The sequence below is a fragment of the Nitrospirota bacterium genome (assembly GCA_016180645.1).
Taxonomy (GTDB): domain Bacteria; phylum JACPQY01; class JACPQY01; order JACPQY01; family JACPQY01; genus JACPAV01.
The window spans coordinates 220,509-245,408 of sequence record JACPAV010000004.1; the positions used below are offsets into that span (position 1 = coordinate 220,509).

A 24,900-nucleotide genomic window follows, 5' to 3' on the forward strand; every position below is an offset into this window, starting at 1 on the left:
AGGCATTGGAGGCGTGAGGGGGAAAATAGGAGGATTGCCGCCGTTCAGCGGGTTCGAGGCCCCGTGACTTGCCGCGGAGCGTGGTTTCTTCAGCGCGAGCACGGGGTCCGGCCCGTCCTCCGCAGTGCCTACTCCGTCGAAGCAGCTTCGGCTGCGAAGGCTGGAAGCTGCTACGGAGGGGGAAGCCCCGTGCGGGGCTTTTGCGGGGTAGGCTAAGACCTTCCTGGATGGCGGTGGGTAGTTTGCATTGCAAGTTGGTTGTGGGCCGCATGATTAGTGGTTCAGAAATAGTAAAGAAAAGAATATAGTAGATGAAGATATCAGATAAGTCATTGGCTTGGTGCTTGGAAGTGGCATGTGTTCCACGTGGAACTTCGGATCGGAAACGGGGTTCACCAAGGTGGTATCGGCGTTGATGAATCAGTGGAGTTGCAACGTGGTCCGAGACTCATGGCCGACCTGCCAGGATGGACGCATGTAGAGGCTCGCCGAGGAAAGGTCTTGCGGTGACAACCTGGTTATCTCCCTCGGATCGGATGAAGGATATCTTGTTGGCAGGAGTGCATGTTCGCCCTGACCGATGCAGGGCCCTGGGAAGCACCATGAGCCGGATTCCAGGACAAGGCAGTTCTTGCGTTCCTGGGAAAGGTCTGGATTGACCAAGCGGCTGGAAGCGGGGCCGACCTGCAAGCAAGGCTGGAGTGGGAAACTGGATGGCGAACCAGGGCCACTCACTTGAACATGCGCGAGGCGAGCTTTGGAGGATTGGCTGAGCCTCGGCCGTCCCTCCTCGCAGTCGGAGAATCCTTAGAGAAGCTTGATTCCGGGAACCGCAAAGCCGGATCCTGTGCTCAGATCGCCAAGGCGAAGCACGCGACTATTTGCAGGAGTGCGCAGCATGTAGCGGCACCACCAAAGATTGGAGGTCCAAGACGGGCAAAGGCCCCTGAGAGCCGCAGAATGCGTAACCCCCCAGGATTGGCCTCTCAAAACATGCCGAGTCCTCGCGAATGCGCTACTGAAGATCGCCGTGGAACAGCCAGGATACGCCGGCTCTCTACCTCCCCTCTGCCCCCACTTACAAAGGAGGGCAATTCCTCCCAAGGGGAGGCGAAGTGGAGTAGAACAGATCATGAGTGACTTTAGCTCCGAAGTTTGCACGACATCTCAAGATCAGAACGCGTCTTCCGCCTAACGTCAGCCTGAACTCGCTTCAGGATCTCATTGAGATGCCGAAACAAGCTCGACGTGGTATCCGAAGTAGGGCTGCGGCATACCGAAGCGAAATCTGAAGTTTCTCAAGGGCGATATGCGCAAGTCACTGGCATTGCTCTCAGTCCATCTCGGGCGTCAGAGACCTACCAAGAACATCCTATCCGAGGCAGGTGCCAGTTGATGGACCGGAGTGCGATGAGGAGGGGGCGGCAACCGATGGGTGGGACACGCCGGAGGGTCTTCCCGTTTTCAAATTGGAAGGCGGGCAGGGCGACCATCTGAGTTTGCCGAGGCCATACTGCGTTTCCGGTGGCGCGGAAACCGCCCCTGCACGGATAGGATGCCGGCGAACGGACGAGCGCTGAACTTCCGGGTTTTCGGCCGGCGGACGCAGGGTATTGTAGGGCCGCATCTCCCGAATGCAACCGCACGACCTCCTGCCTCGAGACACCCAAGCAAGCATTTTCGCAGGAACTGACCATTACCCAGACACTCAAGACTGCACATCTCACAACGGCACGAGTTCCACGTGGAACGCCGATAGCCACCAGACTCGACCCTCCAAGCCATGGCCGCCCCAGGAACATTGTGAAAGTGTAAAGATAACATTCCAGTCGCAAATATGATAAACCCTGACAGTACAGATATATCTATATCATATTATATATACCTATAATTCAATACACACATCCGACAACCCGACGCCGGCTGTGTACAAGTCTGCCGCCCCTTGGAGGTGATTGGGATCACAGTATCAAAGCTCACGCAATTCTCCTTCCCCTCAAGGCGGGCCGATCGAACCGTGGACGAGGTTCGAGCCGGAGGCTTCCCCCGGCGGGGGCCTTCCCGGACGGAATCAAATGACACTAAGTCAAGGATACACACTGTCACTAAGACAAACGCGGTCGCATGGAAACCCGGACGGAAATCGGTCTTTCCATGGTCGGAGGCGGGCGGCGCCGCGGCTTTCCCCCACGGGCTCCTGCGTGGCTCGCCATGCGCGCCGTGCTATACTCCCCCTCCCAGTGAACGGGATACACCTCCGCCTAGGCCGCCTGATCGGCACGCTTCCGATCCTTCTCGTTGCGGCGATCTGTGCTCGCTTCGTTTTTCCCGATTCCGCCCGCGCGCAACTCGATCCCTTCGAGAAGGTTCACGAGAAAAAAGGCCCCATCAATATCACGGCCGGCCAGGTGGAGTACGACAAGGAACACAAGATCGTTACCGCCACCGGTCATGCGAAGGCCGTCCAGCAGGACTTCTCGATTGAAGCGGACAAGCTCATCTACTACGACCAGGAAAAACGGCTCGAGGCCGTCGGAAACGTGGTCATGCAGGAGTGGGAAAATCTCTACAAGGCCGACCGGATGGTCATCGACACGGGAAATGAAACCGGAATTCTCATCAACGGCGAGGTGTACCTCTCCTCCGGAAATTTCCAGCTCTGTGGGGAACGCGTGGAGAAGCTCCCCGATGACCGTTACCATATCGAGGATGGAACCTACACCACCTGTACCTGCCCGCCCGGGCAGAAACCGAGCTGGACCCTCCGAGGCAGCTCCATGGATGTCGCGTATGGCAGCTACGGGGCGGTGTCGAACGCGCGCCTCACCGCGAAGGGCATCCCGGTCTTTTACTTCCCCAAACTCGCCTTTCCCGCCCTTCGCGAACGCCGGTCGGGTTTCCTCTTCCCGGATGTCTACTGGACGGACCGCAAAGGGTTCAGCACAAGCCTGCCGTTCTACTGGGCCATCGCGAAGAATGCCGATGCCACCATCCGACCCCGATTCATGGAGCGCCGGGGGGCGGGGGCCGACGTGGAATTGCGCTACGTCATGAGCCGTCGCAGCGGGGGGGGGGCCAACTTCTCCTATTTCAATGAATTCCGATTCAAGCGGGTGGCGCCGCTCGATCCCAAGCGGCCGCAACGCCGCAAACTGGGCGATCAGGAGCCGGCGCCGAGCGTGGCGGCCTTCAAGCCCGACGCCAGCCTCCACCGATGGGAACTCTCGGCGGGGTACGGGCACGAATGGACACCCACGCTGGGCAGCAACGCGAGCATCCACATTCTGAGCGACGAGCTGTACTGGGAACTCGCTTCAAGGCAATTTGACACCTCGAAGCCTTTTACCACCTCGACCGTAACCACCAGCAAGGGGTGGACCGGCACGGGGTTGACGGCGACCGTGCGCTACTTCCAAGACCTTGTTCCCACCCAGCCGCCGTTGTGCCGGCCCGCGGACGGATCGGATCTGGAAGAGGCGAGCGTAGGGGTGGACCGCGCTCGCGGTACGTGCAACCGCATCTGGGTGGTCGAACGGCCCATCACCTATCAGCAGTTCCCGAGGGTGCAGTTTGGAACAAGCCTCTACGATCGCGATCAATCCGTCCTGGCCCTCACGCTCAATTCGGAGATCACCCGGTTCTACCGGTTTCCCAACGTGCCGATACCGGAACATCTTATCGACCAAGTGAGTGCTCCGATCGAGGCCTACCGGATGATCCTGACGCCCGCGACGGGTCTCCCCTACGACTTGTGGGGATACTTCAACGGTTCGGTGAAGTTGGAAATGGACCAGTTTGTTTACTATGTGCCCGTTTACCAGTCCGGCACGACACAGACTTTCACGATCCTCCGGCCCACCGTGGAAGCCCGGACCAGCCTCATCCGGCGCTACACGTTTCCATTCGGTCCGATCCGAAAGATCGTCCACCAGGTCCAGCCGACCATCCGGTACAAACTGGTCAACCCTGTTTCGCTGCCTCCCCGGATTTCCCCCCAGCCGGCGGACGCCACGCTCCTCGAGCCGCCTCCGCGGGTCGAAATTCCGCCCGAGCCGGGCGGTGGGATGACGCTGCACAGTTTCGGCCTTTTCGGATTCGATGGCCGAGACGGAGGCACGAAGACGGAACTCATCGAACTGGTCCTGCGCAACCAATTCCCGACGACGTACGTGACGTGGAGCGGGCAGGAAGGCGGAATCGACCCGTTCGAACTCCTGTTGACGCAGCCCATCAGCGTGAATGAACTCAAGCGCCAGGACATCGGCCAGAGTAGTCTCACGGGAGGTTACGAGTCGCACTACAAGTACAACCTCGACCCTTACGTTCGCCAGCGGCAGGCGGAGCAGTTGGGCCTCGTGCCCGTGATCGAGTCCGACGTCCAGAAAGCGGCGCCTCGCCCGGAGGCGGGGGATATCGTTTCCACAAAAGACGAGCACCGGCCGCTCTTGCCGCTGCTGGCGGAACTCCGATCGAGGGTCATCAGGAACGTTGACATCCAACTCCTGGCGCAGGTCGACCCCTACTACGGTCGGGAGTTTCATACGCTCACCGCGTATGTGGGGATCCGGGACAGGTTCCGCTTTCGCCGGCTCGGGTTGAAGTACACGTTTGGGGCACGTTCTCGGAAACCGCAAAACGGACCGGATCCTGCATCCGCGAACAAGGAGAACCCCTTCTTCTTTCATTCACAGTACATTGAGCCCAAAGCACGGTTCTACCTCCACCCCCGATTCGTCATCGGGAGCGACGCAAGCTATGACATCGGTTGGCGCAGGCTCAACTACGGCGCCGGCAGCATTGAATACTACTCCGCCTGTCGGTGCTGGGGAATTTTTGCGATGGCCGGGCGGCGGGTCATCGGTCGCCGGGAGAACTTCACCCTTCAAGCCGTGGTGGGCCCGGACGGTTTGCCCGTTCTGGATCACGAATGGGTTTTCCAAGCCGGGCTGAACCTGGAGGGATTGATCGGCCTGGGGCAGCGCCCCGACTACTGATCGCTTGCTTCGGACATCCGGCCGGCCGGGGTCAATCCCACTCGAGGGCGCCCTTGCGAAGAATGTACAAGTAGCCGGCGCCCAGTATGCCCATAAAGACGAGCATCTCGATCATGCCCGTCCAGCCGAGGTCGCGAAGGCGAATCGCCCAAGGATAGAGGTAGATGACTTCCACGTCGAAGATGATGAACAGCAGGGCCACGAGGTAGAACTTCACCGAGAACCGCAGTCGTGCCGAGCCGATCGGCTTCATGCCGGATTCGTACGGCGTGGTCACGTCCGTGGAGCGATGGGGGGCGATGAGCGCGGGGATGGCCAGCGCGGCTCCGGCAATCAAAGCGCCGAAGAGGCCGAGAAAAAGAATTCCAAGGATATCCGTCATCGTCGCCGGGGTTTTTTACCACGTTTCCCGCCGCGCCGTCCAGGAAGGTCCGCTGTGTGCGCCCCGCGGTCTCCTTGAGCTTTGGTGTAGCGAATCTTGCGGAAGAAACAACTGCGTCGGCCGGTGTGGCACGCCGGTCCGGCCGGGCGAACCTTGAAGAGAAGCGTGTCCTCATCGCAGTCATACCGGATTTCCTCGACCCGCTGCACGTGTCCGGAGGTCTCTCCTTTCTTCCAGATTCTCTTGCGGCTCCGGCTGTAGAAGTGCGCCCAGCCCGTCTCCATCGTCAATCGGAGCGCTTGGGCATTCACGTAGGCGAGCATCAGCACCTCACGGGTGCGCGCGTCCTGGAGCACCGCCGGAATCAGTTTCTGTTTCCGAAAAAGGGAGCGAATCGTCGCGGCGTTCATCGTGCCCCTCAAATCCGGACGGCCACGCCCTTGCGCCGAAGATAGCGCTTGACGAGAGGGATCGTGGTCTCACGGTAGTGAAAAATCGATGCGGCCAGACAGGCGTCGGCCTTCCCTTTGATAAAGCCGTCGTAGATATGCCGGGCGGCTCCGGCGCCCCCCGATGCGATGATGGGAATTCCCACCGCCTCGCTCACTGCACGGGTCAAGGCAAGGTCATACCCCGCTTTCGTCCCGTCGCAATCCATGCTGGTCAGGAGAATTTCACCTGCACCGAACCGCTCGGCCTCGCGCGCCCACTTCACCGCATCCCGCCCGGTGGGTGCTCGCCCCCCGTGGGTGTAAACCTCCCATGCCTCCCCCCTCCCTTTTCCCGTCTCGCGCCTCTTTGCATCGATGGCGACCACGATGCACTGTGCGCCGAACAATCGGGAAGACCCGCGAATCAATCCCGGATTCTTCACGGCGGCCGTGTTGAGCGATACCTTGTCCGCCCCGGCCCGAAGCAAATCCCGGATGTCTGCGCGAGTCCGGACCCCCCCCCCGACTGTGAACGGTGTAAACACCTGCTCGGCCGTTCGTCGGACCAGGTCGAGCAGGATGTTCCGCCGCTCGTGCGAGGCGGTGATGTCGAGATACACGATTTCGTCGGCCCCCTGCTTTTCGTACGCCTTGGCCACGGCCACGGGATCTCCGGCGTCGCGGAGCTGAACGAACCGAATGCCTTTCACGACCCGACCGTCTTTGATGTCCAGGCAGGGAATGATTCGGCGGGCAAGGCCGTTTGCGGCGCGGGTCACGAGAGCGCCCTCCGGGCATCGGCGTAGGTCAGCCGGCCTTCATAGAGGGCTTTCCCAATGATGACCCCCACCACGTTGGACGCCTTCAGCTTCGATACGGCTTGAAGGTCTTCGAGGGCGGATATCCCGCCGGAAAGAATCATCGATTTCCCGAAGGTCCGTGCCGCGCTGCGAGCCGATCGAAGATCGGGACCTCTCAGGGCTCCATCCCGGAGAATGGACGTTAGGACGACACCGCCGATGGGCCAGTCCCGCGCCTTCCCCAGAAGTTCGTGGGTGGTCACGCCCGAAGAGTGGGTCCAGCCCTTGAGCATGATCTCCTTGCCTCGCGCGTCGACCGAGAGCCAGACGTGTCCTCCCAGCTTCTCCGCCCAGCGGAGAAACTTCGATCCCTTCTCCAACGCGGCCGTGCCGGCAATAACCCTCTTCGCGCCCGCATCCAGCAGGCGGCGCGCGGCGGCCTCCGTGCGGATACCTCCCCCCACTTCGACGCTGAGTTTCACCTGCCGGAGGATATCGAGAATCTTCCTGAGGTTGCTCATCCGGCCCGTCCGGGCGCCGTCCAAGTCCACCACGTGCAACCACCGGGCGCCTTCGCGCTCCCAACGCAGGGCCATCTCCGCCGGTTCCCCGCCGTAGAGAGTGGATCGGGCATAGTCTCCCTGCGTGAGCCGAACGCATTTTCCGCCCAGAATATCCACGGCCGGGAGCAAATCCATCACGGGCGACATTGTACTCAGCGGCCGCCGTTCTTGCCACGTCGAAGGATTCCACTCGGATCGTCCTCCGCAGTCTGCTAAAATGACACGATGCGGTTCATGAAGGATAGGAGGGCGGTAATTCAGTGGGCTGTCGCCGCCTGCATGGTGGTCGGAACGGCAACTTCGTGCGCCCACCGGCCGGAGCCGAACTTTTCGCGCGCGGAGTTCTTCTGGGGCCAGGCCCAGGCCGCCGGTGGCGGACGGTTTGCTCCTGACCGAATGCTGGAAGCGGAGAAATTGCTTCAAAACGCAAAAGACCTTCACTCGAAGTCGAACAAGTCCGAGGCGGCAAAGGACCTCCTCCGCGCCGAGTCCCTCTTGATTGAAGCCGAACGGCTCGGTCGCCAGATGGGCGAGCGTGAGGCCGCGATGGAGCCGCCGCCCAGGCCGCGCCCGGTCGGCACTGCCCCCCCCCCGCCGATGAGGCTGGATGCCGATCGACAACTGGCCCTGTACCGCGTCAAGCGTGGCGATACCCTCTGGGATATCTCCGCGCGGAGAGACATCTATGGCAATCCCTGGCGATGGAGCCGATTGTACGAAGCCAATCGACATGCCTTGAGGAGTCCCCATCGGATTGCCCCCGGCCAGAAACTGGTCGTCCCCCGAACGATGGCAGCCGTGCCACCGGCGCCTCCGTTGAAATCGGCCCCGGAAATCTCGCCCCCCACTCAGGATGAATCGAAGAAGTAACCTGGTCCCCTCGCTCAGGAAGATATTCGGCAGTCACGGATACAGCGAAGACCCGGATCTGGCGGCGGCGTTCGGGCGGGATCTCTCTCCGTTCCTCATGCTGCGCGCGAAACGGCATGCTCCCTTCCCCGTTCCCAGAGCCGTGGTCTTCCCTGAGAACGAGACGCAAGTGTGCCGCTTCTTGAAATGGTCCGTTCGTGCCCGCGTGCCGGTGGTGCCCTTCGGCGGGGGGTCCGGAGTGTGTGGAGCCGCGATGGCCTCCCCGGGGAGTGTCGTGCTCTCTCTGGGACGCATGAACCGGATCGTGGACCTCGATCCCATTTCCGGTTTGGTGCGAGTCCAGCCGGGCGTGTATGGGCCGGAGCTGGAGAAGCATCTTAATCACGAGGGCTTCACGCTCGGCCATTTCCCCGCCTCCTTCGAGATTTCGACAGTGGGTGGATGGCTGGCCAGCCGCGGCGCCGGCCAAAGCTCCACGAAGTACGGGAAGATCGAAGACATGGTCAGTTCCGTGAGGGTCGTGCTGCCCGATGGGCGGATCGTTCAGACCGTTCCGGCGCCCCGATCCGCAACGGGGTCAAGCCTCGTGCAGCTTTTCGTAGGAAGCGAAGGCACACTGGGAGTCATTGTCGAAGCGGGGCTTCGCGTGTGGCCGAAGCCGGAGGAGAAGATTTTCCAGTCGTATTCGTTCGACACCTTTGTCGCCGGTGTGGAAGCCGTGCGGCGGCTCATCCAAAAGGGCTATCGGCCGGCCGTGGTGCGCCTCTATGATGAAGCGGAGGCGGCGTGGTATGGATCGAGCCTCAAGTGGGAAGGAGGAGGCGCCCTGCTCGTGCTGGTTTGGGAAGGAACGAAGGGCCTGACCTTCGGAGAGGCGGAGATGGGGCGGCGGGAGATCGAGGGGACCGGCAAGTTTACGGGGGAGATTCCAGGGCGACGGTGGGAGGAAACCCGATTTCAGCAGGTGCACGACTACCGGAAAATCATGGAGCGGCCGGATCCCATCATGGCCGAAACGATCGAGATCGCCTGCCTGTGGAAAGACGTCGCCGGGCTCTACGAGGAAGTGCGCAACTCGGTACCGGGTACACTCTGCACGGCTCACATTTCGCATGCCTATCAGGATGGCGTGGGGATCTACTTCACGTTCCTGATTCAAGCGGATTCGATGAAGGCCGTGCAGAAACGATACCACGCGTTGTGGAAGGCCGTCATGGGCGCGGCCGTCCGGCGGGGCGCCGCCATCAGCCATCACCATGGCATCGGCACGCTGCGCGCCCCTTGGATGAAGCGTTCGCTCGGCGAGGGCTTCCAGGTGCTCAAACGACTGAAGAAATCCCTCGATCCGGCAGGCATCCTGAACCCCGGCAAACTCGGCCTGTAGGCGCAGTCTCCAGCCACCGCTACCCGTGTTGAAAGACCCCCCGGACTCGACTAACCTTCATGGTATGGGCGACCTGAACAGTCCCGATATGCACCGGACGAACGGTCGTATGCCGCTTCGAGGGCTGAAGCACAACACGTACTACAAGTATCTCTTTCGCCTGCCGAAGAACTATCTCCTCACCAAGCTTTTTGATCGCCCCCTCTACCTCAACATCGAAGTCACGATCATGTGCAACGCGGGATGCAGCTTCTGCGACTACTGGAAGGTGAAGAAAGAGGATCGGCTTGACGACTACGCCGAGGTCGTCAATCGGATCAAACCGCTGTACGTCACCATTTCCGGCGGTGAGCCGACGCTGAGGAAGGACCTGCCGGACATCCTCTATAACATCAAGTCAAGGACGGAGGCGATCTTCGTGTCGATGACCACGCACGGAGGATTGCTGACGTTCGAGAAGGCCAGGGAACTTTACGAATCGGGGCTCGACGCGGTGAACGTCTCCCTTGATTTCCCCGACGAGCGCCACGACGCCCAGCGGGGCATGCCGGGGCTGTTCAAACACCTTTGTGAGGAACTCCCCAAGATCCGTACATTGCCTTTCCGGAACGTTCAGGTCGGTACGGTCCTTCACAACCGGAATCTGGAGGATGTCGATGCGTTCCTCGCGCTCGGCCGGCGCCTCGGGGTCAACAACTCCTTCACGGCGTTTTCGTACACAAAGGTCGGCAAGAAGGACTTTTGGATTTCTCCGGATCGAATCCCCGTTCTCCGCCAAAAGATCGATCTCATCCTGGACTACAAGAGGCGATACGGCTGCATCAACAACTCGGATGCGTATCTGCGGACGATGGTGGACTACTTCGAGAAGGGACAAATTGACGGGTGCAAAGCCGGCAAGACCTGGGTGCAGGTCACGGCGGACGGCCATCTGAAAGTCTGTTCGGAATTCGATCCCGTCATGCACTACTCCGAATACAAGGGCCCGTTGGAAACGCCGGATTGCGCCGACTGCTGGTTCAAGTGTCGGGGCGAGAATCAGTCGAAATTCGATCTGAACCGGGTTCGAGAGCTCGCCCGGATGTTTGTGTTTAGGCCACGGGCCCCCCGGGCGGCCTCCGTTGGCGCCGCGTCAGAGTAGCTTTCCGCTCGCAGCCACGACTCACGATTCACGACTCACGACTCCCTCCGCCGCCAGCATCGCCAGCCCCATGATCGGCTCCTGGGGATTGACGCCGAGATTGGTGGGGAAAACGCTGGAATCCACTACGTAGAGCCCTTTCACGTCGTGGACCTGAAAGTCCGGGCCGACGACGCTCGCGCGGGGGTCGGGACCCATCCGGCACGTGCCGAACATATGCGTTACAGCCATTTGGAGATCCTGCGGCGTGGGCTTGAGATCGAGCAACATTCGCGCCTCGTCGGCCGAGTGGAATTCTTCGGGAACGCCGCGGATGCCGGTGAGAACCGCCCTGGCCCCTGCGGCGAAGAACATGCGCGAAACTTCGTATGCCGAACGCGTGAAGCTCATACAATCTTCCGCGTTCGGGGTGTATCGGATCATCGGCCCCATGGCGCTGGGACGAACCATTCCCTCAGCTCGGCACCGCACTTGAATTCCCCACAAAGCGTAATGCTCGAACTGGCTCAAACGTTCGAGCCATTTCTTCCCCGCCCCCGGGAGTCTCACCATCATGAGTTCCATCGGAAGGGCCAGCGTTTCGACCTTGAACCGCTCGGGGCGGAAGTGGTCGCATTCGTATCCTTGCGTGGCGCCTTCCCACATTCGAACGGGACGGTCAAAAGCAGCCGCGATGCCGATGCCCGGATGGGCCTGGAAATGCGCCCCGACGTGGCCGTTCCTGCGGGCCAGTCCGCTCGCCTGGATGAGCAGCGGGCTTTGAACGGCGCTGGCGGCGAGGATCACGCCCCTCCGCGCCCGGAATCGAACTCGGCCGGCCGTTCCCACGCCTTCAATGCCCGTCGCCCTCCCGCTCTCCGCAAGAATCCGGTCCACCCTCACACCCTCATGCAGTCTTGCGCCCAATCGGATCGCGTCGGGAACATACGTCAGCTCCATGCTGAGCTTGTGTCCTTTCGGGCATCCCTGCTGGCACAGCGAAAGCCCCTCGCATCGGGCGATGTTCCGTCGGGTGGGGTGAGCCCTGAGTCCGAGTTTTTCCGCACCCACTTTCATGAGTCGATTATTCTCCCCCCATACGCGCTCAGGGGTATCTCCGATCTGAAGGTCACTCTCGATCTCGTCGAAACAGGATTCCAGCTTCGTCCGGTCAAGGCGCACGCCAAACTTCTCCTCCCAAAGGGGGTAGACGTCATCCGGAATTCTCCAGCTGATCCCCGAGTTGATCGCGGTCGTTCCACCCACGCACCTCCCTTGGAGGTAGGGGATCATGGTTTCGCCGAGAATGGCCGTCATCCCGCGGGACCTCCACGCGCGTTTCATCGACCGCCAAAGATTGGTTTCGAACTCCGTCGTCGGGATGGCCGGTCCTTCTTCCAAGAGAATCACCGTGGCCCCGGCCCTCGCCGCCGTTCGGGCGAACGTCGCTCCAGCCGCTCCGCTGCCGACGACAATGAAATCCGCTTCATCTTGGAATCGTGAGCCCGTGAGCCCGTGAACCCGTGAATCCGTGCCACCCCCTCCCCCTCCCTCACCCTCCCCCCTTGAGGGGGAGGGAACGGGTGGGGGGAGCATCGGGTTCACGGGCTCACGATTCACGGATCTGCGGGGTCCGCCCCCGACGGCGGAACCCTGATTCGGCTTTACATACCCCAGCGCCCGCTGAAATTCCGGTTCCCCCCCGCAGCCGAAACAAACCATCACCTTGATGAGCGTGAACGCCTGTCGAACCCAGTAGAAACGATGCTTGGCCCACTTCTGGAGATAGGTTTCCCGGTCCTCCTCGGAAAGTTTGTGGAAGGGCCTCACACGGCCCATCATCACGGGCGGAAGCCACACAAACAGCCACAGGATGATTCGATTGAGCACTCGCGCGGCCCACGGGCTGAGCGACAGATATTCGTGGACAAACTCAGCCGGATGCATCGTCCCGGACACGGACCGGAATTGGTCGTGGGACTCGAGGGGGAGAATGGAGCGGAAAACGCTCTCGATCCAGCGGCGCTCGAAGGATAGAAGTCGCAGTGGGGTGAAAGGGTGAAGTTAGGGAGTCGGGGCCTTCCGGAGAATCCGGATCGAATGCGGCTGTGGAACGGCTTTCTCCAAGCCGATTCGCTCCAATTCGCGTTTGGCGCGGATGGCGAAGTACAGCATGGCCAGCACGGTCACTCCATCAAACACGAAAATCGCGAAGAACGCCGGATAGGAATACTTGGAAAGATAGATCTTCAAGTATCCAAACGAAGCGATCGATTTCATGGTGATGAGCGGCCAGAGGATTGGAAAATGCTTCGGGAGATCGATCTGGAGCATGAGGCACATGAGGCCGAGGGTGAATACGTTTCCCACCGCGAGGCACCGCCACACGTAGCTCTCCTCGATGATGGGATACCGATCCACCCCGAAGAACCGGCTGAGAAAATGCCCGATCTCGAAGAACTGCTGAATGGCGGTCATGGGCGCAAAGGCGTAGCTGAAAGAAGGAATAATGAAATTGAGCGTGAGGAGGGTGTACACGATTTGGAAGTTGCGATAGCGCCGACCGGGTTGAGACCAGAAGCCATGCATTTCGCCGACGATACCATCAAAATCCGATCTTTTCGACTGCCGGAGCTTTTTGAACCCCAACCGACCCTAGCCGAATGGCGGTTCGTAGGGGAGCATCTTCAGATGCTCCCTCTCGTCGGGAGGGTCTGAAGACCCTCCCCTACGAAATTCTGTTTGACTTTTGGAACGCTGAATCGCTTGACATCAGGCTGTCCTGTCAGTACCATACGCCCCAACGTGATGGCGGAGGGCAATTTTTACCGCCTTGGATACAGACCCACTATAGGTCTGTCTGCGAGCCGGGTAGCCGCGGGCTTCAGCCCGCGGCTTGGAGCGCACTCTGAAGAGTGCGACTACCAGGGACGAACCGGTTCGGGTTTATAAACGGAGGAGGCTGTGATGAACATTCGAAGCATGCGCATTCTGTTGTTGTTCGCATTGACCATGGTTGTGGTTGCGGCGTGCGACACGGGCAAGACGCTGGAGGGGACGACCACGCAGTTGGGATCGCTCCAAGGAAGAGTCACCGAGGGCACACCCGAAACGGCGGCGGCCGCGGCGACGACAGCCGCACCCTCCCGCCAGGCACAGGCCCAGCTTCCGGACGTCAAGATCGGGGAGGGATTGCCCGGTGTGCGCGTGACCGTCTTCCTGAAGGGTCAACTCAAGACGACCAAGACTTCGATCGACAACCCCAAGACCAAGGACGTGGATGAGGGCGGCTACTTCACAATCGCCGACCTGCCCGCCGGTGTTCTCTTGCCGGTTACGTTTGACCGCGATGCATACGTCAAACTCAACGGCAACGTGGAGATCCCCGCGGTGGCCGGCAGTGGGCAGAGCGCCATTCCTCTCAAGGACCCCGTGGCCACGATTGAAGTAGCCATGGTCAAAGGGACGGGCTCCGCCAGTCTCAATCTCGATCGCCTCATCAAATTCAAGGGCATCCTCCAAGGCATCGTGGTGGACGGCACGCCGGGTGCGGACAGAGGGAAGGCCCTGGGCGACGTAACGATCAGCCTGTTCGTGGGTGGAAATCTGATCACGACGAAATCCAAGGCCAACGATGAGAAGACCTCCTTTGACGAAACCGGGTACTTCAGCGTCAGCAATCTGCCTCCCGGCCAGCCGATCTCGGCCACCTTCGAATTGAAGGACTATCAGAAGACCCGCATCACCGTCACCATTCCCGTGACGGAAGGCACCGAAGACCCCGCGGCCAACGTCGAAGTCAAACTCGTGAAGGGCGACATCACAAAGATTATCGAGGAAACGATCAAGCCCCTGCCCTACAACGGCACGATCCAAGGCATCGTCCGCGACGGTACCGTGGCGGCCGACACCTTCGGCAAGCCCCTGTCCGGCGTCACCGTGGCCGCGCTCGTCCTGGGCAAGGTTGTCGAGACCACTTCAAAGGAGGACGATCCTCTCACCCCCGGCTTCGACGAAACCGGATTCTTCGCGCTGAACAATCTTCCGATCAATATCGCCATTCCGGTCCGGTTCAAGGCGGACGGATATGTCCCCGTAACCAGCGTGATCACCATCCCCGATCCGACGCTCAGCACCGCAGACGTGGAACAGGAGACCTCCCAAGTCACCTATGATGTTGACCTGGTCAAGGACACGGCCTCGCTTCTCGTTGTGGTCTACGCAGGAAAGGGCGTAGCCAACGGCGCGACGGTTGTGCTGGACCTCACAGGCTCAACCTTGAGCAACTCGACCGGCACTTCCCTCACCTCCGGCTTTGACATTCGCCAAGTGAAGACCACGGATGACAAGGGGCAGGTTACGTTCGACAAGCTGCCGCCCATTGTCATTTCGGGAAGCGCCATCGTCGTGCAGCCTTTCGACGAGGACAAGGGCACCGACAAGAATCCGGACTATAAGACGACCACGGCCGCTACGGTCGGCATTGCGTCGGTGGATCTGAGGCAGTTGACGACCGGCACGGGCCCGAGCGTGGTGCGCATCAATCTGCTCACCTCCGCCTCGATCACGCCGACCGTCCTCTGGAGCAACGTCGTGAGCAACGCCGTCCTCAACAAGGACGATATTCTGAAGTTCATTTTTGACCTCCCGATGGACACGATGCCGGTGGCGGAGGTGAAGGATACGGCAACCGGCAAGGTCACCACGGTGGCCGATCCCAGGAATGGCACTTTCGCCGTAACCCTGACGGACCCCGCGGGCCAGGCCGTTCCTTTCAAGTCGACCTGGACGAACAACGTCACGCTGGAGGTGGATCCGTTCAGCGACCTTCAGCCGTCCAACGCGGCCAACTTTGTTCCGACGGCCACCTGCCCAACCCCTCCTACGGCGAACACGGACTGCTACACCGTTACCGTCCAGGCCCGGTCGATCCAGGGCATGTTCATGGCCGCCGAGTACAGCCGGCGCTTCAAGGTGACCGAGAAGGCCGCGGCCCTCACGGCTCCTACCCCTGCCACCTGGCCCAATCCTCTCCCGGGAACAGGCGCGTTTAACTGGAACACCGCGCCGGCCGGGATCATCCTCCAGTGGGGGCAGGACGCCAACGCCACGGGTTATAATGTGTATGCCAAGGACAACGGGCTCAACAAGGACTGGGTCAGGATCAGTTCCGGGCTGACGTTCCCCGCGACGGCCGGTACGACCCATTCGCCGACGATCGTCTACGCACTGACGGCCTTGCCCACCCAATTCGACCGGTGTAACGATCTAAATGACTGCCCTGCGAGCACGGTTGAACCGTTGGCTTTCGGCGGCCAGCTAACCCTGGCCGTTACGGCGCTGAATCGCGATGGAATCGAAAGCGCCCTTGACGACACAAAGATCGTGACGATCGCGGACAATACGCCGCCGACCATCACCGGTCTGACGCTGTCGAACGCCAACCAGACCGCCCTGGCCAATCAGACGGCCGTGAGCGGAATCGGCGGCACAGCCGCTCAGCAGCGCAGCGCCAACAACAGCGCCAACTGTCCGACAACGGCTACCTCGTGTACCAACGCGAAAACGATCCGCGTTCGACTCACGGGCTTCGGCGAACCCATGGGTTCGGGGGGCACGGCTTCGATCATCGATGCCGCGACGGCGCCCTGCAACGCCGCGGCCACGAACTCGAACAACGCCAATGTAACGATCGTCGCCGGTCCGACGTGGTCGGAAGCCACCGCAGCGGCCAATCGGCCGGGGCTCCGGGAGCTCTACGTTGATGTCTCAGTCCCTGCCAACACCAGCGGCGTGGGCGAGTGCATCAAGTTCAACCTGTCCGGCGTGGCGGACGTGGCGGGGAATGGGGAGCTTGCCCTCACTCCGGCGAGCGATCCCAATGCGGGCATCGATGGCGCTGCCGCGGCCAACAGCGGAGAGATCTACATCTATAAGCTGGACTGAGTCCTAGCGTCGGAAGACCATGATGCATGCCGTGCCTTCCGTGGCACGGCGACATCGCATGGCCCCGTACCGTCCTCGGCACGGGGTCCCCAGGCGGGAGGGAATCGGGAAGGTTCCCTCCCGCTTTTCGTTGCGGGTTTGACGGAGCCCGGGGTCTCCCGTAGGGTGCCCTCATGAGGAACGGGAATATCAAACTCAGACTTCTTCGGCAGATGACCTTGGGTCGCTTTGAAGATGTGGATTTGGCTCTTGGGCGCATGGCCTCGCGGGTCGGGGTCGTCGAGCGGGAGATGGGCAATCTAAAGAAGGAAATCGGGAACCTTAAGGACGACGTCCTCTCCGTGAAGAAAGCACTTAGGAGAACTACAGGCAAGATCAGGGATATCTTCGACTACGTCGGCGAGGTGGACACCATGCTTTCACGCCACCAAGCCGACAGGAAAGCGCACCTACCGGACTAGGTTCTGTTTGAAAACCCCATCGTTACGGGGCGGAACGTTTTGGTGGTCGCACCCTTTACGGGTGCGTCTTCGGACGCAGGCTGAAGCCTGCGTCTACCGGTCCAGTGAGCATCCTGTAGGGGAGCAGCTTTAGCTGCTCCCAAGCAGGGAGGACCTCAAGGTCCTCCCCTACGCATCCGCCTCAGACGGATTGGCTGCCCTCTTCGTGCGATCGAGTAGCTTATTTCCTCGCAATCCCCTAGTCGGCGGAAATGGTTTTTGCCACCCGGTCGATTTTCAGGAATGAAAACAACGCCGGATCAGGGTCCAGCTCCTGCCAGATACCGAGTTGCTCCTTCGGGTCCGGAGACAAACTTCGAAGAAGCCAGACGATCCTCTCCTCGATGCCGTCTCCTCTCCTTCCCATTTCGTAGGCCACCAAGTACCGTCGCAGGGCGATACGCTTCAGCCCAAGCCGTTCATCCCATCGACCAACCCGGTAGTGGAGTCTGGATGGGAAGGTATTGATCGGAAAAGTTTCGACCCGATAGACCAGGACGTCCGCGCCCACATCGCCGTACGCGCGAAACTCGATCTCGGGATATTCCCCGTCCAGCTCGAACTCGAAATAGAAATCCCTGATCTTGTGATGGGGATCGTTCTTGGCCTGGAGAACTTGGTCCGCGCAAATCGAACGCTCCGCGTGGAGGCGCTCGCCACGACTGACGACTTTCAGCGTCAGGCTGCATCCCTCCAGGGATTCAACGATAAGTCCGTATCGAACGACGTATCGCCCGGGTCCCAGGGTGAGATAGGGGCCGTTCAACATGTTGCCCCGGACGGCCCAAGATTGCCGATCGGCCTTGTCCCGCCAGGAGAACCATTCATCCCGATAGGAGGCCACTCCATCTTTGAGTTGTGCGGCCAGGTTGTAACGGCGTTCCCCCCCCCCGACCAAGGTGTTTCCAACGAGGATGTAGATCAGGACTCCCGAGCAGGCCCAAAGTGATCCCAGACCGATCTTCGACCACGCATCGGTCCCGGAGGGAGGATTGGGGCTAGGCGCCTTGGGCGGCCATCCTTCGTGCTCCGGATAGCGCCCGCCCTCCTGGCGAGGTGACCGGAAAACCAACCAAAGGGCAAGGAGGGTGAAAGCCATCGGAATCACCAGATTCATTTCATGGACGAAACAGAACCCGGGCCACAGCTTGTACAGCCTCAAGGGAAATCCTATCGTGTCGAGCATGGCCAGGAAGTGATTGGAGCATCCGAGATCGGTTACGCCGAAATCCCAGTAGTTCGGAAGGCACGTTTCCGGAGCGATGCCGACAACCAGACTGACGAACATCGTCCAGCCGCCGAGCAAGACCGGCAAGGTGTACCTCCCGGCCTGGACCAGCGATTGGAGTCCGAGAGCCATCCACGGCGCGGCGAGAGGCAGAAAATAGACAAGGAACCGACCTGCGGGCGCCCACCCCGTATTGCTGCCCCGGTGGAGTAGAAACGCCAGGGGAAAAGCTCCCAGCAAGGCGAGGAGCGTCGCCTGCCGACGCCTCTCCCTGAAAAAGGGCCGGAGGCCGCAAAGCGTCAGGAGGTAGATCGGTGAATACAGCAGCAATCCGTGGGCTTGGGCCAGCCAGTGGGACCAGGCATCATGGTAAAAAGGGTGTGGGAGCCATGGGTATTGCGTCTCCCCCAACCCGCCGTGCCACGCGCCGGGCTTGAACTTGGCTGCAATGCGTTGGATGCCGTACCAAAGACCCGGCCCATCCCGGTACGGTGCAAGGCTGGACCACAGCCCCACACCCAGGACCGGAAGCGGCAGGAGGAGCAGGATCTTGAGCCACGCGCGCTTCTCATAACGGAACATCCGATATGCAATCACGCCGTAGAAGGGAATTCCAAGAACGGCGTACCGTGCCTTGACGAGAAGCATGAGACCCGCCAGAACGGCGCCGATCAAGGATCGGGACACGGAGTGCGGTCGCAGGAGTATCAGCAGCATTCCTGCCGTCAACATCATTCCGACGGTCTCCGGATAGGCATAGAAAACGACCTGGGACAGGGGATAGGAGAATAGGAGGATCGAAGACGTCGCGAGGGCGATCGGGTGAGAACGGGTCAGATCAAGCACCAGGAGGAAAAGGAACAACCCCGCGAGGGCTTGGAGGATGCATTGTTCAACCATGACTCCAAGTCTACCCCCCAGGAGGTAGCCGGGGGCCATGAGGGTTGAATAGGTCCTCGGATGCCTGGCGCCGGTGTCGCCCCGCATCTTGGTCAGCGCGTCTTCGTGGGTGTCGATGAACTCCTGATAGTCGCCGGCGAGGATGTTGTTTTCCACGTCGAAGTCGCCGTCTTTGAGAAGCGACGCGGTCCACATGAGATAACTCGGTTCGTCCCCCACGGCCCACCGAACTTCGGCCTGCCACGGGGCCCACAGCCCACCCGCGAGAAAGAAGAGGAGCCAAACGGCAAACTTGAGGCTCCCCGGCCGGAAGCATTGGGGAAGAGCGCGGATCAGGAGTCCGACCAGGCAGGCGGTTCGGAAAGCGACTGTGGAAATGTAGGCGGTTCCCATCCAAATCTTGAGGGGGAAATCGGGCCGCCAGAAAACGAGGGCCATGACGATGGGGAAAAGGCTCAGGTGGATCAGGTCGTGCTTCGTGTATGCGCGCGAATCGAGGGGCACGCCCATGAACCGGAGCAGGCGCGGCGCGAGGAAGAATGCGAAAAACACGGCCGCGTACCACGTAGGAAAATCGAAGGCTCTCCAGGCGTGGCCGAAGAAATGGAATGTTCCATCGCTCCGCCAGTCGGCCTGTAGCGGCGCAAGTGACCAGATCTTGCGCAGAAGGAAGCTGAAAATCGCCCCGAGGACAAGAAGGTGGACCCCGGCCCAACGAGGGGACTCCCGTGGAGATCGCGATGCGGGACTCTCAGGATTCACGCCCGCGGTCCTTCTTCTGCCTCAACCAGTCCGAAATTGTATTCGTGAAACGCGGCCCACAAGTTTCCCATGACCAATCGGCCCGAATTCGGTCGTGCCCGGCCCGTCCCATGCGTCGACGTGTCTTGTCATCCTCCAACAGATTTTCTACGGCCTCACCAAATTCCGTTTCGTCGCGCGCGACCAGGCGGCCCGTCTCCCCATTCACCACGGTTTCCCTGACGCCCCCTTCCCCCACGGCTACCACCGGTGTGCCGCAGGCCATGGCCTCCAAGGGAGCGAGGCCGAAGGGTTCCAGGTAGGGGGCATAGACGAGCAGCTTGGCTCGATGGTACGCCTCGGCGAGGGCAGAGTCTTCCACCCCGAGGCGGATCTCCAAGTGGACGCCGAATTTCGACGCAAGCGTCTCCAAGTGTGAACGATGGCGCGGATCTTCTCGGTCGCCGATCGCAACGAGACCGGGGCGGCGCTTCGGCGGAATGCGCGCCAGCGACCGAATGATGAACTCATATCCTTTCGGCGCCATGAGGGCTCCCACCGAGAGGACCACGTTCTCGCGTGGCACCTTTGTCGGGTGAAACACGGCGGTCTCGATTCCGATGCGGCAAACTCGTGAGTCGCGACCATAGGCCCGAAGAATGGATTCCCTCGAAAAATAGGAGTTGGCGAGAAGCAGCCCGGCGTGCTGGGCGTTCTCGCGGTCGATCTCCGCAATCGTCCGGGTCACGCGTCGCCAGAATCTTCGCCGAATGGCGCGCCCGAAGCCATCGCCGCCGCTCGACCCGAATTCGAGCTGCTCGATAATCGATTCGCGCGAGGCCCGGTAAGGTTGCTGGCAGTAGAAGACGCTGGGCGTCCGGAGCCGGCGGAGCAGGTACGGGGCGATGGTCACTTCGTCGTGTTCCGAATAAACAAGGTCGTACGCCCCCCGGTCAATCTCCGCGGCAATCCGGGTGTGAACTTGAAAAAGGGGAGGCAGACGACGCATGGTTCGGGAGGCCCAGAGCAAAGGGTTTGTGCGGCGAAGGCCGGGCGCCATCGCCCAACTGCGGAAGCCGCCGCCGACCGGGAACGCCGTCACGCTCTTCGCCCACGGCTTCAACGGCAGGAAATCCCCCTCTTGGGCGGTCTCGGGGACAAACACGTCCGGCGCATGCCCGGCCGAGCTCAATGCCCGAACGAATCCCTGCAGGGCCCTCTTGGCCCCGCCGGTGGGGATGTTATGGAAGACGGCGATGCGCATGAATCCGACCAACCTTTACCGAGTAGAGTATCACGAGAAGCGCCGTTCCCATCGCGTAGGAGGCGACGGTGATCCACGCCGCGCCGACGCCGCCCCGGGACGGAATGATGGCCAGGCACAATCCGACGTGGGCGACGGCGGATACGACGACCGTTCCGAGCACGTGCTTTTCGTATCCCAGGGCAAGGAGGGGCTGAGAGAACGGTCCGTTTATTCCGGTTAGCAGCACGAGAATGAGAAGGATGCGGAAGAGCGGAATCGAGGAAGCATAGGCGTCCCCGAAAACCAGCCCGATTGCAGGGCCGGCAAGGACCCATCCGAGGGCCACCAGGGCGCAACCGAGGCCCAGAGACATCCACAAGAATCTCTTGCGTTGACGCAGGAAGGCGTCGGAATTCGATTGACCGAGGTTCGAAAGTCTTGGGAATATCGCCGAGCCGAGCCAGGCCACGACCACTTGGATGACGCTCATGGCTCTGAAGGCCGCCGCATAGTGGCCCAACTCTTCCTGCGAGCGCGTGGCATTGAGGATGATCGTGTCGGCCGTGCCCCAATAGAGGTTTCCCATAACGGTCAGTGACCAAAAGGAGAGCGAGCGTTGGGCATGGTTGCGAATTTCCCCCGCTGAGGAAATCCAGCGACCGGGCATCCATCCCAAGCCGATGAGGACGGCGAGATTCGCGAGAACCGTGCCGGAGACGAACAGGAAAGGCACTCGAAGAATGCCCGCGGGGTCACGCACCCAGAGGAAGAAAAGCATCAGCGGAACCAAGGAGGCAAGGATCCGGGAAAGTCCCGTCAAGGGCATTCGTTCGAGTCCCTGGAGCGCCCAGTCCACGCTCAGTGCGCGGGCGGGAAGAAGGAGTCCAAACCCGACCATGAGGACCTTGGTCTCCCCGTTTGCCGGCCAGAGGAGAACGGCGGCGCCGAAAAGAACCAGCAGGACCAGCGAACACGTCCATCGGAGGGAGAGAAAACGCTCCAAGTGCACACGGATCCGCGCCGGATCGCGGGCGATCTCCCGCATTCCGTAGGTGCTCACTCCTAAGTCGGCCAGCAAGACCAGGTAATTAGACCAGGCCATGGCATAGGACAGCTTCCCGAAGCCTTCGGGCTGGAGCACCCGAGCGAGGTACATCTGTGTCAGGAAGGTGAACACCAGCGCGGCTCCGCTCCCGAAGCCGAACCAGAGGAAATTTCGAATCATCGAGCGCCGCACAGGCGGCAGTGTAGAGAGTCCTCTTCTCGTGTCAACGAATCGGCCTCCGCGTTCCTGCGGCTTGGGGCGGATGTTATACTCGCGCCATGGCCCCACCACCCGAAACGCCGCCGGAGGCGGCCGTCGAATCTCGGCCCTCCAGGCCGGTTTCGGGTGGTGGGGTGAAAGCAGGGATCGGCGCGTTCGATCGGTCCGTCTCGCGCACCGGGCTGGGCACGTTGGTGGGCCACCTCGTCCCGGAGCTGATGCGGCAGATGCCGGAGGCTCACTGCTTTGCGATCGGTTCGGAACTGTCCTCCTGTTTTCACGGGAGGGTGGACGTCGTTCGGCCGCAACCGTTCCCAAAGGGGTGGCGGGGAGCCGCGGATCGTCTCTTGGCCCACCAGACTCGTTTGAAGAAGAAGATTCGACAGGCGGGCCTTTCCATCTACTACAGCACGGACCACCAAGGCATCCTTTGGCCCGGCGTTGGCCAGGTGATTACCCTGCTCGACCTGATCCCCCTCCACTACGAGGATGCGCATCCAAAACTCCGCCGCTACTTCGAGGTTTTCCTGCCCTTCTTGCTGAGGCATGTGCGCGGGGTGGTCTGCATTTCGGAGGCAACCCGTCAGGATTTCCTGTCAAGGTTTCGCTTTCCCGCCGAACGGGTTCGGGTGGCCCTCCTGGGATGTGATCATTCCCTTTTCCATCCACCGAACGCGTCGAACGAAACCGGCCGATCCGTTCGGGACCCTTACTTCCTCTTCGTGGCGGCCCTGGCGCCCCACAAGAACCTCCTCCGGGCGGTGGAAGCTTTGGCGCGCGTGGAGGATCGGCGGTATGAGCTTGTCGTGGTTGGAGAGGATCCGCGTGGGATGCAGCCGGACATCCGGTTGTCTGCCGATCGGCTCGGCCTGGGAAGCAGGGTCCGGTTCGTCGGCCCGTCGGCTCCCCGCGATCTGGCCCGGTGGTACTTCGAATCCGCCGGCCTCGTCTTCCCATCCGTCCGGGAAGGTTTTGGGCTGCCTGCGTTGGAGGCGATGGCGAGTGGTTGCCCCGTCATCGCTTCGAACAATTCATCCTTGCCGGAGGTATGTGGTCCGGCCGCCTTGTACGTCGATCCGCTTGACGTGGGATCCATCTCACGGGCGATGAATCGGATTGTGTGGGAGAAAGGTCTGGGCGACGAACTCCGGCGGCGCGGTCTGGAGCGGGCGGCGGGCTTCACGTGGCGGCGGACGGCTGAAACCATCATCGCATTTCTGAGAGAGATCGATTCGGGAGGAGGGAGCCAGGCATGAAGCTCGGCGTCGGGGCGTTCGATCTGGGCAAGCTCCACACGGGGATCGGCATTTTCAGCCACCATGTTGCCATCGGACTCATGGAGCGGTTCAGCGAAGCGCGGACCTATGCGCTGGATGCGTGGGAGACGGGCCGTTTTTCCGAACGAACCGTACTCATGAGGCGGTCGCCGTTCCCGAAAGGATGGATGGGCGTGGCCAAACGGCTCCACGGCTACCAAATCGGGCTTCGATCCCGCGTGAAAGCCGACTCCCGGGATCTGTTCTACACTACGGCACACGAGGGCCTGCTCGCCCCGCCTTGTGCCCAAGTGGTGACGCTGCATGACCTGATCCCTCTTCGGTTCCCCGATATTCACCCCAAGCTCCGCCGCTACTTCCAAGTCGTGTTTCCGTGGATCCTTCGGGCATCGAAGGGGGTGGTTTGCGCCTCGGAGGCGACCAAGCGGGATCTCCTGTCCTTCTATCGCTTTCCGGAGGATCGTACCTGCGTGTCACTGGAGGCATGCGATCCGGCGCATTTCCGGCGGCGGACCGGTCGCGTGGTGAGCGCGGGACTCGGCTGGGATCGCTTTTTCCTCTTCATGGGATCGACTGCGATGCACAAGAACGTCTTGAGGCTTGTGGAGGCGTTTTCGGGGTTGGCGGATCACGGAGGAGTGGGCCTTGTCCTGGCCGGCCCGCAGGATCCCCGGGCGGGGCCCGGAATCGAAGCCGCCATCCATCGGCTCGGGCTGTCGGATCGAATCCGGATGATCGGCCGCGTTCCGGCAGAAGAGATCCCCCATTGGTACTCCGAGGCCCTGGCCCTCGTCTTCCCCTCTCTCCACGAGGGGTTTGGACTCCCGCCGCTTGAAGCGATGGCGTGCGGCTGCCCGGTGATCTCCTCGAACGCGGCCTCGCTTCCGGAGGTTTGCGGGGGCGCGGCGCTCTACGTGGATCCGTTGAGCGTGGATTCGATCCGCAAGGCGATGAACGATATTCTCGCCGATGAGCGGCTCCGGGAGTCGCTGCGCGAGAAGGGACTCCGTCAGGCTTCGGCATTCACCTGGGAAAAAACCGTGGAGCGGATCGCCGGGTTTCTACTCCGAGTCGCCTCTTAGCTCGACTTTTGCCATTTTTCCATGCTGTGTGAACATCACTTCACGAGGGAAGGCCATTTTCACGCCGTGAATGTTGAGACAGGAGCCGTTTTCCGGTCTCGTTTCAAAATTCATCGCTCAGAATCTCGCTCGGATGGGAAGGTATCTTCAGCCACCGCTCAAGCGATTCGTA

The 24,900-nt window shown here is 61.1% G+C and carries 17 protein-coding genes; 8 read left to right on the forward strand and 9 right to left on the reverse strand.

What is annotated here, in order from left to right:
* The first annotated feature begins 2,240 nt into the window (after positions 1-2,240).
* Entirely contained in the window at positions 2,241-4,994 is a 2,754-nt protein-coding gene (locus tag HYT87_04085) for an LPS-assembly protein LptD (GenBank protein ID MBI2058929.1), read from the forward strand.
* A gap of 31 nt (positions 4,995-5,025) precedes the next feature.
* Here the strand turns inward: HYT87_04085 and HYT87_04090 are convergent, their stop codons facing one another.
* From HYT87_04090 to hisA, 4 genes are read right to left on the reverse strand one after another with little or no spacing between them, the layout of a single operon-like run.
* Positions 5,026-5,376 (reverse strand): NADH-quinone oxidoreductase subunit A, encoded by a 351-nt coding sequence (locus HYT87_04090; protein MBI2058930.1) that lies wholly within the window; start codon positions 5,374-5,376, stop codon positions 5,026-5,028.
* The gene (gene hisI, locus HYT87_04095) at positions 5,373-5,786 is read right to left on the reverse strand and encodes a phosphoribosyl-AMP cyclohydrolase (protein ID MBI2058931.1); all 414 of its coding nucleotides are present in this window, start codon (positions 5,784-5,786) and stop codon (positions 5,373-5,375) included. Before hisI ends, HYT87_04090 begins: the two co-directional genes overlap by 4 nt.
* An 8-nt stretch (positions 5,787-5,794) precedes the next feature.
* Positions 5,795-6,586, reverse strand: coding sequence for an imidazole glycerol phosphate synthase subunit HisF (gene hisF / locus HYT87_04100; protein MBI2058932.1), 792 nt, complete (start codon positions 6,584-6,586; stop codon positions 5,795-5,797).
* Positions 6,583-7,308 carry a 1-(5-phosphoribosyl)-5-[(5-phosphoribosylamino)methylideneamino]imidazole-4-carboxamide isomerase gene (gene hisA, locus HYT87_04105; GenBank protein ID MBI2058933.1) on the reverse strand — a complete coding sequence of 242 codons (726 nt, stop codon included), beginning with the start codon at positions 7,306-7,308 and terminating at the stop codon, positions 6,583-6,585. Before hisA ends, hisF begins: the two co-directional genes overlap by 4 nt.
* A 408-nt stretch (positions 7,309-7,716) precedes the next feature.
* Between hisA and HYT87_04110 the strand changes: the two genes are divergently transcribed.
* From HYT87_04110 to HYT87_04120, 3 genes are all read left to right on the forward strand, one after another.
* Positions 7,717-8,040, forward strand: a complete 324-nt coding sequence (locus HYT87_04110; GenBank protein MBI2058934.1) for a LysM peptidoglycan-binding domain-containing protein — start codon at positions 7,717-7,719, stop codon at positions 8,038-8,040.
* Positions 8,024-9,424 (forward strand): FAD-binding oxidoreductase, encoded by a 1,401-nt coding sequence (locus tag HYT87_04115; GenBank protein ID MBI2058935.1) that lies wholly within the window; start codon positions 8,024-8,026, stop codon positions 9,422-9,424. Before HYT87_04110 ends, HYT87_04115 begins: the two co-directional genes overlap by 17 nt.
* Before the next feature lie 64 nt (positions 9,425-9,488).
* The gene (locus HYT87_04120) at positions 9,489-10,565 is read left to right on the forward strand and encodes a radical SAM protein (GenBank protein MBI2058936.1); all 1,077 of its coding nucleotides are present in this window, start codon (positions 9,489-9,491) and stop codon (positions 10,563-10,565) included.
* A gap of 21 nt (positions 10,566-10,586) precedes the next feature.
* Here the strand turns inward: HYT87_04120 and HYT87_04125 are convergent, their stop codons facing one another.
* Both HYT87_04125 and HYT87_04130 read right to left on the reverse strand, forming a co-directional pair.
* Positions 10,587-12,503: a GMC family oxidoreductase gene (locus HYT87_04125; protein MBI2058937.1), complete on the reverse strand. Its 1,917-nt coding sequence runs from the start codon at positions 12,501-12,503 to the stop codon at positions 10,587-10,589.
* A 105-nt stretch (positions 12,504-12,608) separates the two neighbouring features.
* Positions 12,609-13,193, reverse strand: coding sequence for a hypothetical protein (locus HYT87_04130; GenBank protein MBI2058938.1), 585 nt, complete (start codon positions 13,191-13,193; stop codon positions 12,609-12,611).
* Positions 13,194-13,511: 318 nt separating this feature from the next.
* Here HYT87_04130 and HYT87_04135 point away from each other — a divergent pair, with 318 nt between their 5' ends.
* Together HYT87_04135 and HYT87_04140 are read left to right on the forward strand one after the other, a co-directional pair.
* Positions 13,512-16,490, forward strand: coding sequence for a hypothetical protein (locus HYT87_04135; protein ID MBI2058939.1), 2,979 nt, complete (start codon positions 13,512-13,514; stop codon positions 16,488-16,490).
* A gap of 173 nt (positions 16,491-16,663) precedes the next feature.
* The gene (locus HYT87_04140; GenBank protein ID MBI2058940.1) at positions 16,664-16,951 is read left to right on the forward strand and encodes a hypothetical protein; all 288 of its coding nucleotides are present in this window, start codon (positions 16,664-16,666) and stop codon (positions 16,949-16,951) included.
* Positions 16,952-17,189: 238 nt separating this feature from the next.
* On the opposite strand, the gene HYT87_04145 is transcribed toward HYT87_04140, so the two are convergent.
* The 3 genes from HYT87_04145 to HYT87_04155 are packed head-to-tail and all read right to left on the reverse strand — an operon-like array spanning position 17,190 to position 22,330.
* Entirely contained in the window at positions 17,190-19,880 is a 2,691-nt protein-coding gene (locus tag HYT87_04145; protein ID MBI2058941.1) for a hypothetical protein, read from the reverse strand.
* Positions 19,870-21,123: a glycosyltransferase family 4 protein gene (locus tag HYT87_04150; protein ID MBI2058942.1), complete on the reverse strand. Its 1,254-nt coding sequence runs from the start codon at positions 21,121-21,123 to the stop codon at positions 19,870-19,872. The genes HYT87_04145 and HYT87_04150 overlap by 11 nt, the downstream gene beginning before the upstream one ends.
* Positions 21,101-22,330, reverse strand: a complete 1,230-nt coding sequence (locus HYT87_04155) for a flippase (GenBank protein MBI2058943.1) — start codon at positions 22,328-22,330, stop codon at positions 21,101-21,103. Before HYT87_04155 ends, HYT87_04150 begins: the two co-directional genes overlap by 23 nt.
* A 98-nt stretch (positions 22,331-22,428) precedes the next feature.
* On the opposite strand from HYT87_04155, the gene HYT87_04160 reads away from it, so the two are divergent.
* Complete coding sequence (locus tag HYT87_04160; protein MBI2058944.1) at positions 22,429-23,625, forward strand: glycosyltransferase family 4 protein; 1,197 nt, start codon at positions 22,429-22,431, stop codon at positions 23,623-23,625.
* Positions 23,622-24,728 carry a glycosyltransferase family 4 protein gene (locus HYT87_04165; GenBank protein ID MBI2058945.1) on the forward strand — a complete coding sequence of 369 codons (1,107 nt, stop codon included), beginning with the start codon at positions 23,622-23,624 and terminating at the stop codon, positions 24,726-24,728. The genes HYT87_04160 and HYT87_04165 overlap by 4 nt, the downstream gene beginning before the upstream one ends.
* Positions 24,729-24,900: the final 172 nt, after the last annotated feature.

Bases quoted from the DNA above. Each gene is read 5' to 3' on its own strand.
- HYT87_04155 (MBI2058943.1), bottom strand. From the start codon at position 22,330: ATGATTCGAAATTTCCTCTGGTTCGGCTTCGGGAGCGGAGCCGCGCTG.
- hisI (MBI2058931.1), bottom strand. From the start codon at position 5,786: ATGAACGCCGCGACGATTCGCTCCCTTTTTCGGAAACAGAAACTGATT.
- HYT87_04135 (MBI2058939.1), top strand. From the start codon at position 13,512: ATGAACATTCGAAGCATGCGCATTCTGTTGTTGTTCGCATTGACCATG.
- HYT87_04110 (MBI2058934.1), top strand. From the start codon at position 7,717: ATGGAGCCGCCGCCCAGGCCGCGCCCGGTCGGCACTGCCCCCCCCCCG.
- HYT87_04115 (MBI2058935.1), top strand. From the start codon at position 8,024: ATGAATCGAAGAAGTAACCTGGTCCCCTCGCTCAGGAAGATATTCGGC.
- HYT87_04150 (MBI2058942.1), bottom strand. From the start codon at position 21,123: ATGCGCATCGCCGTCTTCCATAACATCCCCACCGGCGGGGCCAAGAGG.
- HYT87_04140 (MBI2058940.1), top strand. From the start codon at position 16,664: ATGAGGAACGGGAATATCAAACTCAGACTTCTTCGGCAGATGACCTTG.
- HYT87_04165 (MBI2058945.1), top strand. From the start codon at position 23,622: ATGAAGCTCGGCGTCGGGGCGTTCGATCTGGGCAAGCTCCACACGGGG.
- HYT87_04090 (MBI2058930.1), bottom strand. From the start codon at position 5,376: ATGACGGATATCCTTGGAATTCTTTTTCTCGGCCTCTTCGGCGCTTTG.
- HYT87_04160 (MBI2058944.1), top strand. From the start codon at position 22,429: ATGGCCCCACCACCCGAAACGCCGCCGGAGGCGGCCGTCGAATCTCGG.
- HYT87_04120 (MBI2058936.1), top strand. From the start codon at position 9,489: ATGGGCGACCTGAACAGTCCCGATATGCACCGGACGAACGGTCGTATG.